This is a genomic window from Paraburkholderia mimosarum LMG 23256 = NBRC 106338 (assembly GCF_000739815.1).
Classification (GTDB): domain Bacteria; phylum Pseudomonadota; class Gammaproteobacteria; order Burkholderiales; family Burkholderiaceae; genus Paraburkholderia; species Paraburkholderia mimosarum.
On sequence record NZ_BBJJ01000055.1, the window covers coordinates 16,412 to 32,797 of the forward strand.

General features: G+C 63.0%; 15 protein-coding genes. All 15 read right to left on the reverse strand.

Translation table 11 applies throughout. The features are described 5' to 3' along the window. Positions 1 to 11: 11 nt before the first annotated feature. The 15 genes from BMI01S_RS27750 to BMI01S_RS27820 all read right to left on the reverse strand — a co-directional run bounded on the left by BMI01S_RS27750 (position 12) and on the right by BMI01S_RS27820 (position 16,380). Entirely contained in the window at positions 12 to 1,208 is a 1,197-nt protein-coding gene (locus BMI01S_RS27750) for an acyl-CoA dehydrogenase family protein (RefSeq protein ID WP_028232049.1), read from the reverse strand. Between the two features lie 67 nt (positions 1,209 to 1,275). Beyond that, on the reverse strand, positions 1,276 to 1,710 hold the full coding sequence (locus BMI01S_RS27755; protein ID WP_028210395.1) for a DUF1178 family protein: 435 nt from the start codon (positions 1,708 to 1,710) through the stop codon (positions 1,276 to 1,278). 231 nt (positions 1,711 to 1,941) lie between these two features. Further along, complete coding sequence (locus tag BMI01S_RS27760; RefSeq protein WP_028210396.1) at positions 1,942 to 2,532, reverse strand: NUDIX domain-containing protein; 591 nt, start codon at positions 2,530 to 2,532, stop codon at positions 1,942 to 1,944. 105 nt (positions 2,533 to 2,637) lie between these two features. Then, positions 2,638 to 2,940: a DUF2818 family protein gene (locus BMI01S_RS27765; protein WP_028210397.1), complete on the reverse strand. Its 303-nt coding sequence runs from the start codon at positions 2,938 to 2,940 to the stop codon at positions 2,638 to 2,640. Beyond that, complete coding sequence (gene nuoN, locus BMI01S_RS27770; RefSeq protein WP_036018109.1) at positions 2,940 to 4,412, reverse strand: NADH-quinone oxidoreductase subunit NuoN; 1,473 nt, start codon at positions 4,410 to 4,412, stop codon at positions 2,940 to 2,942. Before nuoN ends, BMI01S_RS27765 begins: the two co-directional genes overlap by 1 nt. A 25-nt stretch (positions 4,413 to 4,437) precedes the next feature. Continuing rightward, on the reverse strand, positions 4,438 to 5,937 hold the full coding sequence (locus BMI01S_RS27775) for an NADH-quinone oxidoreductase subunit M (RefSeq protein ID WP_028210399.1): 1,500 nt from the start codon (positions 5,935 to 5,937) through the stop codon (positions 4,438 to 4,440). 13 nt (positions 5,938 to 5,950) lie between these two features. Further along, on the reverse strand, positions 5,951 to 8,005 hold the full coding sequence (nuoL, locus tag BMI01S_RS27780) for an NADH-quinone oxidoreductase subunit L (protein WP_028210400.1): 2,055 nt from the start codon (positions 8,003 to 8,005) through the stop codon (positions 5,951 to 5,953). A gap of 11 nt (positions 8,006 to 8,016) precedes the next feature. Then, positions 8,017 to 8,322 carry an NADH-quinone oxidoreductase subunit NuoK gene (gene nuoK, locus BMI01S_RS27785; RefSeq protein WP_006052894.1) on the reverse strand — a complete coding sequence of 102 codons (306 nt, stop codon included), beginning with the start codon at positions 8,320 to 8,322 and terminating at the stop codon, positions 8,017 to 8,019. 17 nt (positions 8,323 to 8,339) lie between these two features. Beyond that, entirely contained in the window at positions 8,340 to 9,014 is a 675-nt protein-coding gene (locus tag BMI01S_RS27790) for an NADH-quinone oxidoreductase subunit J (RefSeq protein WP_028210401.1), read from the reverse strand. Positions 9,015 to 9,189: 175 nt separating this feature from the next. After that, positions 9,190 to 9,678, reverse strand: a complete 489-nt coding sequence (gene nuoI / locus BMI01S_RS27795) for an NADH-quinone oxidoreductase subunit NuoI (protein WP_028210402.1) — start codon at positions 9,676 to 9,678, stop codon at positions 9,190 to 9,192. Between the two features lie 13 nt (positions 9,679 to 9,691). Beyond that, positions 9,692 to 10,756, reverse strand: coding sequence for an NADH-quinone oxidoreductase subunit NuoH (nuoH, locus tag BMI01S_RS27800; protein ID WP_028210403.1), 1,065 nt, complete (start codon positions 10,754 to 10,756; stop codon positions 9,692 to 9,694). Continuing rightward, on the reverse strand, positions 10,757 to 13,090 hold the full coding sequence (nuoG, locus tag BMI01S_RS27805; RefSeq protein WP_028232048.1) for an NADH-quinone oxidoreductase subunit NuoG: 2,334 nt from the start codon (positions 13,088 to 13,090) through the stop codon (positions 10,757 to 10,759). It lies immediately after the preceding gene. A gap of 96 nt (positions 13,091 to 13,186) precedes the next feature. After that, complete coding sequence (gene nuoF, locus BMI01S_RS27810; RefSeq protein ID WP_028210405.1) at positions 13,187 to 14,515, reverse strand: NADH-quinone oxidoreductase subunit NuoF; 1,329 nt, start codon at positions 14,513 to 14,515, stop codon at positions 13,187 to 13,189. Then, complete coding sequence (gene nuoE, locus BMI01S_RS27815; protein WP_028210406.1) at positions 14,512 to 14,997, reverse strand: NADH-quinone oxidoreductase subunit NuoE; 486 nt, start codon at positions 14,995 to 14,997, stop codon at positions 14,512 to 14,514. Before nuoE ends, nuoF begins: the two co-directional genes overlap by 4 nt. Before the next feature lie 129 nt (positions 14,998 to 15,126). Then, a complete protein-coding gene (locus BMI01S_RS27820; protein ID WP_028210407.1) occupies positions 15,127 to 16,380 on the reverse strand; it encodes an NADH-quinone oxidoreductase subunit D in 1,254 nt (417 codons plus the stop codon). Positions 16,381 to 16,386: the final 6 nt, after the last annotated feature.

Genomic DNA, 16,386 nt, shown 5'->3' on the forward strand with positions numbered 1-16,386 from the left:
TGCGCCGCTCCTCAGATCCCCAGGATCATCTGCGAGATGATGTTCTTCTGGATTTCGTTCGACCCGCCGTAGATCGACGTCTTGCGATAGTTGAAGTAGTACGCCGCGAGCGGGGCCGCGTCGTCGTCGCCGCCCGCCGCGTGCGCGTGCTCGCCCTCGAGGAACGCGGGGTCGAACGGCGCCGCGAGCGGGCCGACCGCATCGACCATCAGTTCGGTCAGCGCCTGCTGGATTTCGGTGCCCTTGATCTTGAGCATCGACGCCTCGGGGCCGGGGCCGCGTCCGTTAGAAGTGCTCGCGATCACGCGCTCTGCCGTGACTTCGAGCGCCATCAGCTCGATCTCGACGGCCGCGACACGCGCCGCGAACACCGGATCTTCGAGCAGCGGCTTGCCGTGTTTCTTCTGCTTGAGCGCCACGCCTTTGAGGAAAGCCAGCTCGCGGTTCGACGCACCCACGCGCGCGATGCCCGTGCGCTCGTGGCCCAGCAGATACTTCGCATAGGTCCAGCCGCGATTCTCCTCGCCGACGAGATTCTCGACGGGCACCTTCACGTCCTCAAAGAACACTTCGTTGACCTCGTGGTCTTCGTCGAGCGTAATGATCGGACGCACGGTGATGCCGGGCGTTTTCATGTCGATCAGGATGAATGAAATGCCTTCCTGCTTCTTCGCGGCGGGATCGGTGCGTACGAGGCAGAACATCATGTCGGCGTGCTGGCCGAGCGTGGTCCAGGTCTTCTGCCCGTTCACGACGTAGTGGTCGCCCTCCCGAACCGCGCGTGTGCGCAGCGAGGCGAGATCGGAACCCGAGCCCGGCTCGGAATAGCCCTGGCACCACCAGTCTTCGCCGGAAAGGATGCGCGGCAGATAGCGGCGCTTTTGCGCTTCGTTGCCGTACTTCATCAGCACGGGCGCGACCATCGAGACGCCGAATGGCAAGACCATCGGCGCGCCGATGCGGCCGCATTCGGCGTCCCAGATGTGGCGTTGCGTTTCGGTCCAGCCGGGCCCGCCCCATTCCACGGGCCACGCGGGCGCGGACCAGCCTCTTTGGCCGAGCAGCTTGTGCCAGCTGGCGATGTCGTCGCGGGTCAGGCGTTTGTGGTTGAGAACCTTTTCGCGTAGCGCTCGAGGCAGATTGGCCTCTAGCCAGGCGCGGATTTCGGCGCGAAACGCGTCGTCGGCGGGGGTGTAATCCAGATCCATGCGCAGTGTCTCCTGGCCGCGGCAGGTGCGAAGCGAACCCCGCGCCGCGGCGAAGACCCGCATGGCGTTATTGCAGCGGACCCTTCAGCGCGGCCGGAACCGGCAGCGGCATGACATCGATGCCTTCTTCGACGAGAGCTTGCGCGTCTTCCGCGGAAGCGACTCCACGGATGTTGCGCGACGGCGCTTCGTTGTAATGAATGCGCCGCGCCTCCTCGGCGAAACGGTCGCCTACGTTCTCCGTCTTCTCGAGGACCTCGCGAACGACACGCATCGCATGCGCCTGCCATTGCGCCGCCTGCTCCTGTGGCGACGCTTTGGGCATTTCGCTCGCGCCGGACAGGTTCAACCGGGGCGCGGACGGCAAACGGCTCACATTCGTGGCGCCGCACATCGGGCATTCAACCAGCTTGCGCGAGAGCTGCGACTCGAAGTCGTCAGCCGATGCGAACCAGCCTTCAAACCGATGGCCGTCTGGACACTGTAAATCGAGGACCTTCATGGGGAATCGAGGCTTGCGATGAGTTTAGCGCAAATCGTAAATTTGTGAACGACCGTTCGAAAAAAATCGTACGATCGACCACCGGGATCTTCCCGGGGGTTCGATTGTAGCGCCGCTTGCGCGCCCGCGCTGAAGGTGCTTCGCCACGGCTTTGCGCCCCTTGCTCCTGAAAGCGACAACGGCGGCCACGAGGGCCGCCGTTGCTCGGGACTTCGCGACGCCTGAATCCTCTCAGCCCTGCTCCGCCTTCGCGAGCGGCCACGCGCCCGAAAGCGCCTTCTCCAGCCAGAACGTGCCGATGATCGTCTTTACGTCGGTGATCTTGCCCGTGCGCACCCATTCGAGCAGCTCCGGCACCGTCGCCTTGAACGTCTCGAGAAACTCGCCGTCGTCGAGTTGGGCGGCGCCGGCGGTCAGCCCGCGCGCGAGGTAGATGTCGATGAATTCGGTCGAGTACGAGATCACAGGATGGATCTGCGCGAGATAGATGTACTCGCGTGCCGTATAGCCCGTCTCTTCCTTCAGTTCGCGGATCGCGCAGGCGAGCGCACCCTCTTGAGGATCGAGCTTGCCAGCCGGGAATTCGGTCATCACGCGCGCGAGCGGGTAGCGGTACTGGCGCTCCATCAGCACGTGGCCGTCGTCGAACAGGGGAATCACCATGACCGCGCCGGGATGCTGGACGAACTCGCGCGTTGCGTGCTTGCCGTCCGGCAGGGCGACGGTGTCGCGCTTGAGGGTCAGGAAGTTGCCCGCGTAGAGCGTCGTGCTTTCCACGCACGTCTCGGCGAGCGCCGGATCGTGTCGATGATGTTCAGCCATATTCAGCCTCGTGGGTGCTCAGAAAAATCGGGACGCCGCGGGCGCGCCGCTTGAACGGGAAACGGTCGAACGGAGCGGACCCGGCTGCATGCCGGACCGCGCGCATCACGCCGGGCGGCGTTTGACGAGATATTGCCAGGCGAAGCCGGGAAACGCGAACACCACAAAAAGACTGAAGGTGATCGCGTAGAACTGCCAGCCCTGGTCGAAACGATTGCCGGCGCGCGTCTCCAGCAGGAAGCCGAACGTACCGACCACAAAATACAGCACGATCATTTCAGCGATGCGAATCCACGCACTCTTCTTCGGTGCGCGAAGCGGCACGACGCCGAACAATCGCTGATTGAGGAACGGCAGGTTGGCGCCCGCGAGCGCCAACAGCACAATGAACCAGCCTGCTGCCGACATCAGAGCGGCAGCGTATGCGTCACGGCCTGCAGGCAGATCGACATCAGCGGGCCAGGCACGACGCCCAGCACGAGCACCGCCACGCCGTTGAGCGTGAGCAGCGCGCGGTTGGTTGCGTCGCTCTCGATCGGCGCATCGTCCTGCGGCGCGTCGAAGTACATCAGCTTGACGATGCGCAGGTAGTAGAACGCGCCGAACAGCGACGTGATCACGGCGAGCACGGCAAGCCACGTGAGGCCGGCGTTCATGGTCGCCTCGAGCACGGCGAGCTTCGCGTAGAAGCCGACCGTAGGCGGAATGCCGGCGAGCGAGAACATCATCAGCATCATGACGAACGCGAACACCGGGCTGCGCTGGTTCAGCCCCTTGAAGTCGTCGATCGTTTCGGCCTCGAAATCGCGGCGGGCGAGCAGCATGACCACGCCGAACGCGCCCAGGGTCGTGATCAGGTAGACGATGCTGTAGAACATGGCCGAGCTATACGCGCTGGCCGCGCCCGTCGCCTTGTTGTCGACGATGCCGGCGAGCAGCCCCAGCAGCACGAAGCCCATGTTCGAGATGGCCGAGTACGCGAGCATGCGCTTGACGTTGCGCTGAACGATACCGGTGATGTTGCCCACGATCATCGAAAGCGCGGCGAGGATGATCAGCATCTCTTGCCAGTCGACAGCCAGCGGCAGCAAGCCCATCACGAGGAAGCGCACGGCCCAGGCGAACGCCGCGACCTTCGGTCCGCCGCCCGTGAGCAGCGTCATGGCCGTCGGCGCGCCTTGATAGACGTCGGGCACCCACATGTGGAACGGCACCGCGCCCATCTTGAACGCCACGCCTGCAACGATGAACACCACGCCGAACAGCAGGACGACATCGTTGATGTGACCCGAAGCCACCGCCTTGAACACTTCGTTCAGTTCCAGCGAACCGGTCGCGCCGTAGAGCATCGAGATGCCGTACAGCAGAAAGCCCGAAGCGAGCGCGCCCAGCACGTAGTACTTCATGGCCGCTTCGTTCGACTGTGTCGCGTCACGACGCAGCGCGATGACCGCGTATAGCGACAGCGACATCAGCTCGAGGCCAAGGTACAGCGTGAGGAAGTTGTTGCCCGAGATCATCGTGATCTGGCCGAGCAGCGAGAACAGGCCAAGCAGGAAGAACTCGCCCCGGAACATGTCGCGGTCTTCGAGGTACTTGCGCGAGTACACGATCGTCACGGCGTAGCCGAGCGTGACCACCGCCTTCATTGCGCTCGCGAACGGATCGACCACGAACATGCGCGTGAAGTAGTAGTTCACGTGCGGATCGAACGCGTCCACCGCGAACCAGATACCGGCGATGACCGTGGTCAGCAGCGCAATGAAGTAGGTCGTGCGCCGGCCCGAAGGACCAGTGAACGTGTCGTTGAGCCACGCGAGCACGAGGCCGGTCATCACCAGGCCATCGGGCAGCAGAGCGTACATAGGGGCGTTTGGCATGATCTTTTGTTCCTCCGCTCGGGTATTACTGTGACAGCGGCAGTTTCGACACTGCGACGTGGGAGAGGAGGTTTTCCACGGAAACGTGCATCACATCGGTAAAGGGCTTCGGGTAGATGCCCATGAAAAGCGTAAACAGCGCGAGCACGGCAAGCATGAAGTATTCGCGACAGTTGATGTCCTTCAGCTCGCGAACGTGGTCGTTCGCAACGGCGCCGAAGTACACCCGCTTGTACATCCACAACGTATAGGCCGCGCCCAGGATCAGCGTGAACGCCGCCCCGAAAGCGATCCAGAAGTTGTACTGCACGGCAGCCAGAATCACCATGAATTCGCCTACGAATCCGGAGGTGCCCGGCAGGCCGCAATTGGCCATCGCGAACAGCATGACCAGTGCCGCGAACTTCGGCATGGTGTTGACCACACCGCCGTAGTCCGCGATATCGCGCGTGTGCATGCGGTCGTACAGCACCCCGATGCACAGGAACATGGCGCCCGAGACGAAGCCGTGCGAGATCATCTGGATGATTCCGCCTTCCATCGCGAGCTGGCTCGACGGGCCGAACATAAAGAAGCCGAGCGTGACGAAGCCCATGTGGGCAATCGACGAGTACGCGACCAGCTTCTTCATGTCCGCCTGCACCATCGCCACGAGGCCGATGTAGATCACGGCGATCAGCGACAACGTGATGATGACCGGCGCCAGGTAGTGGCTCGCGTCCGGCGTGACCGGCAGCGAGAAACGCAGGAAACCGTACGCGCCGAGCTTCAGCATGATGGCGGCCAGCACGACCGAGCCACCCGTCGGCGCTTCGACGTGCGCGTCCGGCAACCACGTGTGGACCGGCCACATCGGCACCTTGACGGCGAATGCGAAGAAGAACGCGATGAACAGCAGGATTTGCGGCGTCATGGCAATCTTCGCGGCCTGCCAGGAAGCCAGGTCGAAGGTCCCGGTGATGCGGTACAGGTAGAGCAACGCGACCAGCATCAGCAGCGAGCCGGCCAGCGTGTAAAGAAAGAACTTGAACGCCGCGTACACGCGGTTCGGGCCGCCCCACACGCCGATGATGATGTACATCGGGATGAGCGTGGCTTCGAAGAACACGTAGAACAGCAGGCCGTCGGCCGCGCAGAACACGCCGATCATGATGCCCGACAGGATGAGGAACGACGCGTAATACTGCGCGACGTTCCTCGTGATGACCTGCCAGCCCGCGATCACGACGATCACGGTGATGAGCGCCGTGAGCACCACGAACCACATCGCGATGCCGTCGACGCCCAGGTGATACGAAATATTGAACCGCTCGATCCAGACCGACTTCTCCTCGAACTGCAGGGAAGCCGTGGTCGTATCGAAGCCCGCAACGAGCGGAAGGGTGACGAGAAAGCTAAGCACCGAACCGATGAGTGCGAGCCAGCGGTCCGCACTCGGGTTCCGACGGGAACCCACTACAAGAACGATGATGCCGAATACGATCGGCATCCAGATCGCAATACTGAGAATCGGAGTTGCGTGCATGCGTTTCCTCGCCTTATTTGCCGCTGAGCGTTACAAACAGGGTAAGGAGGCCAAGCATGCCAATGATCATGGCAAATGCGTAGTGGTAGATATAGCCGGATTGCAGGAACCGAATGACAGTTGCAAACCAGCCGATAAACTTGGCGCTCCCGTTCACGACGCCGTCGATCACGACGACATCGCCCTCCTTCCACAGACCGCGACCGATGGCGACCGCTCCGCGCGCGAAGACGATTTCGTTGATCTTGTCGAGGTAATACGCATTTGCCAGCAGCTTGTAGACCGGCGAGAACGTGCGCGACACGACGGCCGGCAGTTCCGGGCGCTTCATGTAGAAGAACCACGCCACCACCACACCCGCGAGTGCGAGCCACACCGGCAGACCCGAGAACGCATGCGCGCCCATCGCGGCCCAGCCCTGGAATTCCTTGCCCATCTCCGTGAGCGCTTCGTGGTTCTCGCCAATGAAGATGACGTTCTCGAACGCCACGCCATGCGAGAAGAAACCACCGTAGAGCAGCGGCTGGATCGCGAACGCACCGGCGATCACCGAAGGAATCGCGAGCAGCACGAGCGGGACCCAGATGACCCACGGCGACTCGTGCGGCACGTGCACGTGGTGATCGTCGTGGCCGTGGCCATGATCGCCCTGGCCGTGCGCAGCCGCTTCGGCGCCCATCGGCGATTCGGGGTGCTTCGGCCCGCGGAAGCGCTCTTCACCGTGGAACACGAGGAAGTACATGCGGAACGAGTACAGCGCCGTGACGAACACGCTCGCCACCACCGCGAAGTACGCGAAGCCCGAACCCGGCAGGTGCGAGAGCTTCACGGCGTCGATGATCGAGTCCTTCGAGTAGAAGCCCGAGAAGAACGGCGTGCCGATCAGCGCGAGCGAGCCGACGAGCGAGGTGATCCACGTGATGGGCATGTACTTGCGCAGGCCGCCCATGTTGCGCATGTCCTGATCGTGGTGCATGCCGATGATGACCGAGCCCGCGCCGAGGAACAGCAGCGCCTTGAAGAACGCGTGCGTCATCAGGTGGAAGATCGCGACCGGGTAAGCCGACACGCCGAGCGCCACCGTCATGTACCCAAGCTGCGAGAGCGTGGAGTAGGCCACCACGCGCTTGATGTCGTTCTGCACGACGCCAAGGAAACCCATGAAGAGCGCGGTAATGGCGCCGATCACGACGATGAACGACAGTGCCGTTTCCGAAAGCTCGAACAGCGGCGACATGCGCGCGACCATGAAGATACCGGCCGTCACCATGGTTGCCGCGTGAATCAGCGCGGAGATCGGCGTCGGGCCTTCCATCGAATCGGGCAGCCAGACGTGCAGCGGGAACTGCGCCGACTTGCCCATCGCGCCGATGAAGAGGCAGATACACGCGACCGTGAGCAGGTTCCACGAGGTGCCCGGGAACGTCAGCGCGGCGATTTCATGGCCCTTCGCGAACACGTCGTTGTAGTTGAGCGAGCCGCCGTACGCGAGCAGCAGGCCGATACCCAGCAGGAAGCCGAAGTCGCCCACGCGGTTCACGAGGAACGCCTTCATGTTCGCGTAGATGGCGCTTTCACGCTTGAAGTAGAAGCCGATCAGCAGGTACGAGACGAGACCCACCGCTTCCCAGCCGAAGAACAGCTGCAGGAAGTTGTTGCTCATCACGAGCATCAGCATCGAGAAGGTGAACAGCGCGATGTACGAGAAGAAGCGCTCGTAGCCCTCTTCTTCGGCCATGTAGCCGATCGTGTAGATGTGCACCATCAGCGACACGAAGGTCACGACGACCATCATGAGCGCAGTCAACGAGTCGATGAGGAAGCCGACTTCGAACTTCAGGCCGCCAACCGACATCCATTCGTAGACGGTCGCGTTGAAGCTCGCACCGGCCATCACGTCGAGCAACGTGATGCACGAGAGCACGAACGCAATCGCGACGCCGAGAATGGTCACCGTATGCGCGCCCGCGCGCCCGATCGTCTTGCCGAACAATCCGGCAATGATGGAACCGGCGAGAGGCGCCAGCGGAACCGCCAGCAATAGGGTTTCGTTGAGTGTTGTTGCCATAGCAGCCTGCCTTAGCCTTTGAGCTGATCGAGGTCCTCGACGTTGATCGTGTCGAGGCTGCGGAACAGAGTCACAAGAATAGCCAGACCAATCGCGGCTTCCGCTGCCGCAACAGTTAGCACGAAGAACACGAAAATCTGTCCGTGAACGTCACCGAGGTAATGCGAGAACGCGACGAAGTTCGTGTTCACCGCCAACAGCATCAGCTCAATCGCCATCAGGATGATGATGACGTTGCGCCGATTGAGAAAAATGCCAACGATCGAGATCGCAAAGAGGATCGCGCCGAGGACGAGATAATGGGCCAGGGTCAACATGGTTCGCTCCTTCGCGCTTAGCTCTTCGTTGCCGGTGCGGCGGCCGCTGCAGGATCTGCGGCTTCGGCTTGCGCCGGTTCCGGCGTTTCCACGACGGCCGGCATCTTCACGAGGCGCACGCGGTCCTGGCGACGCACGTTGACCTGCTTCGAAACGTTCTGGCGCTTCGCGTCCTTCGGCTCGCGCACCGTGAGGGCGATGGCCGCGACGATCGCCACCAGCAGCACGAGGCCGGCGACTTCGAAGGCGAAGATGTAGTCGGTGTAGATGATCTTGCCGATCAGGTGCGCATTCGACACCGAAGCGGCAGCCGCGGCCGAAGTATCGGGCACCGGCGAGCTCGTCGCGCCGTAGCCGTGCCACAGGATCAGCGCGGTTTCGATCACGATGATCGCGCCCACGATGGTCGCCACCGGGATGAAGCGCTTGAAGTCGCGGCTCAGCACGTCGATGTTGATGTCCAGCATCATCACCACGAACAGGAACAGCACCATCACCGCGCCCACGTAGACGAGCACCAGCAGGATCGCGAGGAATTCCGCCTCGAGCAGCATCCAGATCGCGGCCGCGTTGAAAAACGCGAGCACGAGGAAGAGCGCGGACGCGACAGGATTGCGCGAAGTGATCACCTTCAGCCCTGATAGCGTGAGCAGCAGCGCGAAGATGTAGAACAGGACGGTCGTGAATTCCATGATTACTGGTTCATCGTTGAGGCCTTCGTGAGGCGGATTGCGCAACGCAGACTGGCGGCCAGACCAGCGAGCGCCGCGCCGCGGCGGTCAGGCTGCGAGAACGCGCGGGCGTCGGGCACACGCGTTCCCCGCAGCCGGCCCGAACCGCGGGCCGATGCAGCGTCAAACTGAAAGATCAACGGTACGGTGCATCCGCTGCCTTGTTCGCCGCGATCTGTGCTTCATAGCGATCGCCGACGGCCAGCAGCATATCCTTCGTGAAATACAGGTCGCCGCGCTTCTCGCCGTGATACTCGAGAATGTGCGTTTCGACGATCGAATCGACCGGGCAGCTCTCTTCGCAGAAACCGCAGAAGATGCACTTGGTCAGGTCGATGTCGTAACGCGTCGTGCGGCGCGTGTTGTCCTCGCGCACTTCCGATTCGATCGTGATCGCGAGCGCGGGGCACACGGCCTCGCACAGCTTGCACGCGATGCAGCGCTCTTCACCATTCTCGTACCGGCGCAGCGCGTGCAAACCGCGAAAACGCGGGGACATTGGCGTCTTTTCTTCCGGGAATTGCACCGTGAACTTGCGCTTGAAGGTGTAACGACCCGTCAGCGCGAGACCCTTGAGCAACTCGGTCAGGAAAAACGTCTTGAAGAAGTTCTGGATAGCGTTCATTGCGTCGCCCCCCTTATTTCCAGATGCTCAACGGCGACATGTACCAGAAGCCGATCACGATCAGCCACACGATGCAGACCGGAATGAACACCTTCCAGCCCAGACGCATGATCTGGTCGTAGCGGTAGCGCGGGAACGTCGCGCGCGCCCAGATGAAAACCGACAGCAGGCAGAAGACCTTCAGCACCAGCCAGAAGACGCCCGGGATGAAGTCGAGGAAACCGAACGGCGCGCTCCAGCCGCCGAGGAACAGCACCGAAGCCAGCGCCGAGATCACGATCATGTTGATGTACTCGGCGAGGAAGAACAGCGCGAACGCCATGCCCGAGTAGTCGATCATGTGACCCGCGACGATTTCCGACTCCCCTTCCACCACGTCGAACGGATGGCGGTTCGTTTCGGCGATGCCCGAGATGAAGTAGACGACGAACATCGGCAGCAGCGGCAGCCAGTTCCACGAGAGGAACGTGATGCCCCAGCCGGCAAACATGCCGCGCATCTGCTGATGGACGATTTCCGACAGATTCAGGCTGCCCGAGACCATCAGCACGACGACGAGCGCGAAGCCCATCGCGATTTCATACGAGACCATCTGCGCCGCGGCACGCATCGAGCCGAGGAACGCGTACTTCGAGTTCGAGGCCCAGCCCGCGAGAATCACGCCGTACACGCCAAATGACGATATCGCCATCACGTAGAGCAGACCAGCGTTGATGTCGCCGAGCACCGCGCCCGCCTGGAACGGAATCACGGCCCAGACCGCAAAGGCCGGCACCACCACCATGATCGGCGCCACCATGTAGATCCAGCGGCTCGCCTGCGCGGGCTGGATCACTTCCTTGAGCAGCAGCTTCAACACGTCGGCGATCGGCTGCAGGAGACCGGCGGGACCCACGCGGTTCGGTCCGAGACGCACGTGCATCCAGCCGATCAGCTTGCGCTCCCACAGAATCAGGTACGCGACGCACAGCAGGATCACCACCGCAACGACGAGAATGCGCACCAGCGCCCACACCGTGGGCCATGCCACGCCGAGCAGCTGGCTGCCGCCTGCATTGATCGTATCGAACAAGCTCATTTACGCCTTCTCCACCAGCAGTTCACCGAACAGGCTGCCGAGTTGCGCGCCGGCCGGCGTCGCCGCCGACACGCGCACCACCGTCGGCGCAAGATTCGCATCGCGCGTTGCGGGCGCCGTGACCGACAGATCGCCCTGGCGCACGCGCACGGCTTCGCCTTCCTTCAGGCCGAGTTGATCGAAGTATGCCGCCGGCAGGCCGATGGCATTCGCCACGCGGGCCGCCATCGTGAGCTGCAGCGCTTCGCCGCGGCGCACGACTGGATCGGCGTGGTAGATCGGCACGTCGGCGATGCGCTCGAAGCGGCCTTCCGCGGCCTTCGCAAGGCTGCCGCGCGCCACCGCGGCGGCTACCTTGTTCGACAGGCGGCCTTCGAAGCTGCCGTCGTCGATGGCCTTGCGGCGCACTTCCTCGGCGGTGCCGTATTCGAAGCCCTTCGCGCCCAGCAGCGTGCCGAGCACGCGCAGGACCTTCCAGGCCGGACGCGTGTCGCCGAGCGGGCGCACGACGCCATTGAACGTCTGAACCGTGCCCTCGGCGTTGACGAAGGTGCCCGACGTTTCGGTGAACGGCGCGATCGGCAGCAGTACGTCGGCGTAGTCGAGGCCCGTTTTGTACGGCGAGAACACGGCGACCATTTCGGCCTGCGCGAGCGCGGCGCGCGCGGCGGCCGGGTTTGCGGTGTCGAATTCCGGCTCGACGTTGAAGAGCAGATAGCCCTTGCGCGGCTGCTCGAACGCTTCACGCGCATTGAGGCCGTCGCGCCCAGGCAGTGCGCCCGCGAGGTGCGCGCCGACGGTGTTGGCCGCCTCGGTGAGGAAGCCGAGCGTCGCGCCCGTCGTTTCGGCGATGAACTGCGCGGCTGCGTGCAGACGCGAGAATTCGGGATGCTGGACCGCGGCATTGCCGAGCAGCACGAAGCGGCGCTCGCCATTCGCAAGCGATGCGGCGACCTTGTTCGCGGCGTCGTTTGCTTGTGCGCCGGCGAAGCCTTCCGGCAACGCGACGCCCTTCGCTTGCGCAACGGCCGCCGCGATCGAGCCCAGCTCGTCGAGCCATGCCGAAGGGGCGGCGACGATGCGCTGTGCGTTGGGGATCAGCGAACCGTCGGCGGTTGCATTGAGGAACGAGACCTGGGCTCCGCCCTTCGCAGCCTGGCGAAGACGCGCGGCGAACAGCGCGTGATCGCGGCGCAGGAACGAGCCGATCACGAATGCCGAGTCCGCATACGAGAGTTCGGCGATCTTCGTGCCGAGCCACGGCGCGCCTTCGAGCGGCGCCGAGAAGTCGCTCTGGCGCAGGCGGAAGTCGACGTTCGGCGTGCCGATCGCATCAGCGAACTGCTTCGCCAGATAGAGTTCTTCGGTCGTGCTATGCGGGCTTGCCAGCAATGCGAGCTGGTTTTCGCCATGCTCGTCGCAAATGCCCTTGATGCCCTTCACGACGTATTCGAGCGCGGTCTGCCAGTCGGTCTCGATCCACTCGCCGCCCTGCTTGATCATCGGGCGCGTGAGTCGGTCTTCGCTGTTCAGGCCTTCGTACGAGAAGCGGTCCTTGTCCGAGATCCAGCATTCGTTGATGGCTTCGTTCTCGAACGGCAGCACGCGCATCACGCGATTGTTCTTCACCTGCACGACGAGGTTCGCACCGGTCGAATCGTGGGGGCTCACCGACTTGCGGCGCGACAGCTCCCACGTGCGCGCCGAGAAGCGGAACGGCTTGCTCGTGAGCGCACCGACCGGGCACAGGTCGATCATGTTGCCCGAGAGTTCCGAGTCGACCGTCTTGCCGACGAACGAGGTGATTTCCGAGTGCTCGCCGCGGCCCAGCATGCCGAGCTCCATCACGCCGGCGATTTCGTCGCCGAAGCGCACGCAGCGCGTGCAGTGGATGCAGCGCGACATCTCTTCCATCGAGATCAGCGGACCGACGTTCTTGTGGAACACCACGCGCTTTTCTTCGCTGTAGCGCGAGGCGGACTTGCCGTAACCGACGGCCAGATCCTGAAGCTGGCATTCGCCGCCCTGATCGCAGATCGGGCAGTCGAGCGGGTGGTTGATCAGCAGGAATTCCATCACGGCTTGCTGACCCTGCACGGCCTTGTCCGACATGGTGCGCACGACCATGCCTTGCGACACCGGCGTCGCGCACGCGGGCACGGCCTTCGGCATCTTCTCGACATCGACGAGACACATCCGGCAATTGGCCGCGATGGAGAGCTTCTTGTGATAGCAGAAGTGCGGGATGTACGTGTCGACCCGCTGCGCAGCCTGGATCACCATGCTGCCCTCGGGCACCTGCACCTTCTTGCCGTCTATTTCAAGTTCAACCATGATGGTTAATCGTCCCTAACCTGTTACCGCTCAATTTCACAGCGGCCTTCCCCGTCACATCGCCGTTGCGTCGTGCTGCGCGGTTCGCGCGCCTTCTCAGGCGGCCACCGTTTCCGAAGCTGCATGCGAGCCAGCGTGACCGCCGACGAGACAACGCTTGTTGTGCACGTGATATTCGAATTCGTCCCAGTAGTGCTTGAGCATGCCGCGCACCGGCATGGCCGCCGCGTCGCCGAGCGCGCAGATCGTGCGGCCCATGATGTTGCCGGCCACCGAGTTGAGCAGGTCCAGGTCTTCCTGGCGGCCCTCGCCGTGCTCGATGCGGTTCACCACGCGGTACAGCCAGCCCGTGCCTTCGCGGCAAGGCGTGCATTGACCGCACGACTCTTCGTAATAGAAGTACGAGAGGCGCAGCAGCGAGCGCACCATGCAGCGCGTTTCGTCCATGACGATGACGGCGCCCGAGCCCAGCATCGAGCCCTGCTTGGCGATGGAGTCATAGTCCATGTCCGTCTGCATCATCAGGTCGCCCGGAATGACCGGCGCCGACGAACCGCCCGGAATCACGGCCTTGAGCTTCCTGCCGCCGCGCACGCCGCCGGCCAGCTCCATGAGCGTCGCGAAAGGGGTGCCGAGCGGAATCTCGTAGTTGCCCGGACGCTCCACATCGCCCGAGACCGAGAAGATCTTCGTGCCGCCGTTGTTCGGCTTGCCGAGTTCCATGTACGTCTGCGGACCGACGCTCAACAGGAACGGCACCGCCGCGAAGGTCTCGGTGTTGTTGATCGTGGTGGGCTTGCCATACACGCCGAAACTGGCCGGGAAAGGCGGCTTGAAGCGCGGCTGGCCCTTCTTGCCTTCGAGCGACTCGAGCAGCGCCGTTTCTTCGCCGCAGATGTACGCGCCATAGCCATGGTGCGCGTGCAGCTGGAACGAGAAGTCCGTGCCGAGAATGTTCTCGCCGAGATAGCCCGCCTGGCGCGCTTCTTCCAGCGCGGCCTCGAAGCGGCGATAGACCTCGAAGATCTCGCCGTGGATGTAGTTGTAGCCAACGGTGATGCCCATCGCGTACGCGCCGATGGCCATGCCCTCGATCACGCTATGCGGGTTCCAGCGCAGGATGTCGCGATCCTTGAACGTGCCCGGCTCGCCCTCGTCCGAGTTGCAGACGAGATACTTCTGGCCCGGGAACTGACGCGGCATGAAGCTCCACTTCAGGCCGGTCGGAAAGCCCGCGCCGCCGCGGCCGCGCAGACCGCTCGCCTTCACGTCGGCGATCACCTGCTCGGGCGGAATCTTTTCTTCGAGGATGCGGCGCAGCTGCTTGTAGCCACCGCGCGCAACGTAATCTTCGAGATGCCAGTTCTCGCCGTTGAGGCCCGCGAGAATCAGCGGCTTGATGTGACGGTCGTGCAACGAAGTCATTTCGAAAGCTCCTCGAGCAGCTGGTCGATCTTCGCGCGGCTCATGAAGCTGCACATGCGGTGATTGTTCACGAGCATCACCGGTGCGTCGCCGCACGCGCCCATGCACTCACCCTCTTTCAGGGTGAACTTGCCGTCGGGCGTGGTTTCGCCGAAGTCGATCCCGAGCTTCTGCTTCAGGTATTCGGCGGCGCTCTCCGAGCCGCCTTCCGGGCCGAGCTGGCACGGCAGATTCGTGCAGAGCGTGATCTTGTGCTTGCCGACCGGCTTCGTCTCGAACATCGTGTAGAACGTGGCGACTTCCTGCACGGCCACCGGCGGCATGCCGATGTAGTCGGCCACGAACTGCATGAGTTCGGGGGACAGCCAGCCATGCTCTTCCTGAGCAACGGCCAAAGCCGCCATTACGGCAGACTGTCGCTGATCGGCGGGGTACTTCGTCAACGCGCGATCGATTTCTTTCAGGCCTTCAGCTGAGATCATTTTCAGACACGACTCTTTCAATTCCTACCGAACGAAAACCTGCCGCGCGCTCCTGCACAGTCGCTGCGACAGACGTGGCGTTCCATGCTGCGTGCGCCCGGGACCGGGCGCACCTTACTGCGCGCAGCCCTAGCGGTCGATTTCACCGAACACGATGTCCTGCGTGCCGATGATCGTGACCGCGTCGGCAATCATGTGACCGCGCGCCATTTCATCGAGCGCGGACAGGTGGGCATAACCCGGCGCACGGATCTTCAGACGATAAGGCTTGTTCGCGCCATCTGACACCAGGTAGATGCCGAATTCACCCTTCGGATGTTCGACGGCAGCGTACGCCTCGCCTTCCGGCACATGGAAGCCTTCCGTGAAGAGCTTGAAGTGGTGAATCAGCTCTTCCATGTTCGACTTCATGTTCACGCGGGAAGGCGGCGCAACCTTGTGATTGTCGATCATCACCGGGCCGGGATTCTTGCGCAGCCACTCAATGCACTGTTTCGCAATCCGCGTGGACTGGCGCATTTCCTCGACGCGCACGAGATAGCGGTCGTAGCAGTCGCCGTTCACGCCCACCGGGATGTCGAAATCCAGCTGATCGTAGACTTCGTACGGCTGCTTCTTGCGCAGGTCCCATTCGATGCCCGAGCCGCGCAGCATCGCACCCGTGAGACCGAGCTGCATGGCGCGCTCGGGGCTCACCACGCCGATGCCGACCAGACGCTGCTTCCAGATGCGGTTGTCGGTGAGGAGCGTTTCGTACTCGTCGACGCAACCCGGGAAGCGCGTGAAGAAGTCGTCGATGAAGTCCAGCAGCGAGCCCTGGCGCGCCTCGTTCATGCGGGCGAGCGCCTTCTCGTTGTGGATCTTCGAAGCCTTGTATTGCGGCATCGCATCGGGCAGATCGCGGTACACGCCGCCCGGACGATAGTAAGCCGCGTGCATGCGCGCGCCCGACACCGCCTCATAGACGTCCATGAGGTCTTCGCGCTCGCGGAACGCGTAGAGGAACACCGCCATCGCGCCGACGTCGAGCGCGTGCGAGCCGATCCACATCAGGTGGTTCAGCACGCGCGTGATTTCGTCGAACAGCACGCGGATGTACTTCGCACGAATCGGCACCTCGATGCCGAGCAGCTTTTCGATGGCGAGCACATAGCCGTGCTCGTTGACCATCATCGACACGTAGTCGAGACGGTCCATGTACGGCACCGACTGGATGAACGTCTTGCTCTCGGCGAGCTTTTCCGTCGCGCGATGGAGCAGGCCGATGTGCGGATCGGCGCGCTGGATCACTTCGCCGTCGAGCTCGAGCACGAGGCGCAGCACGCCGTGCGCTGCCGGGTGCTGCGGGCCGAAGTTGAGCGTGTAGTTCTTGATCTCTGACATGCGACC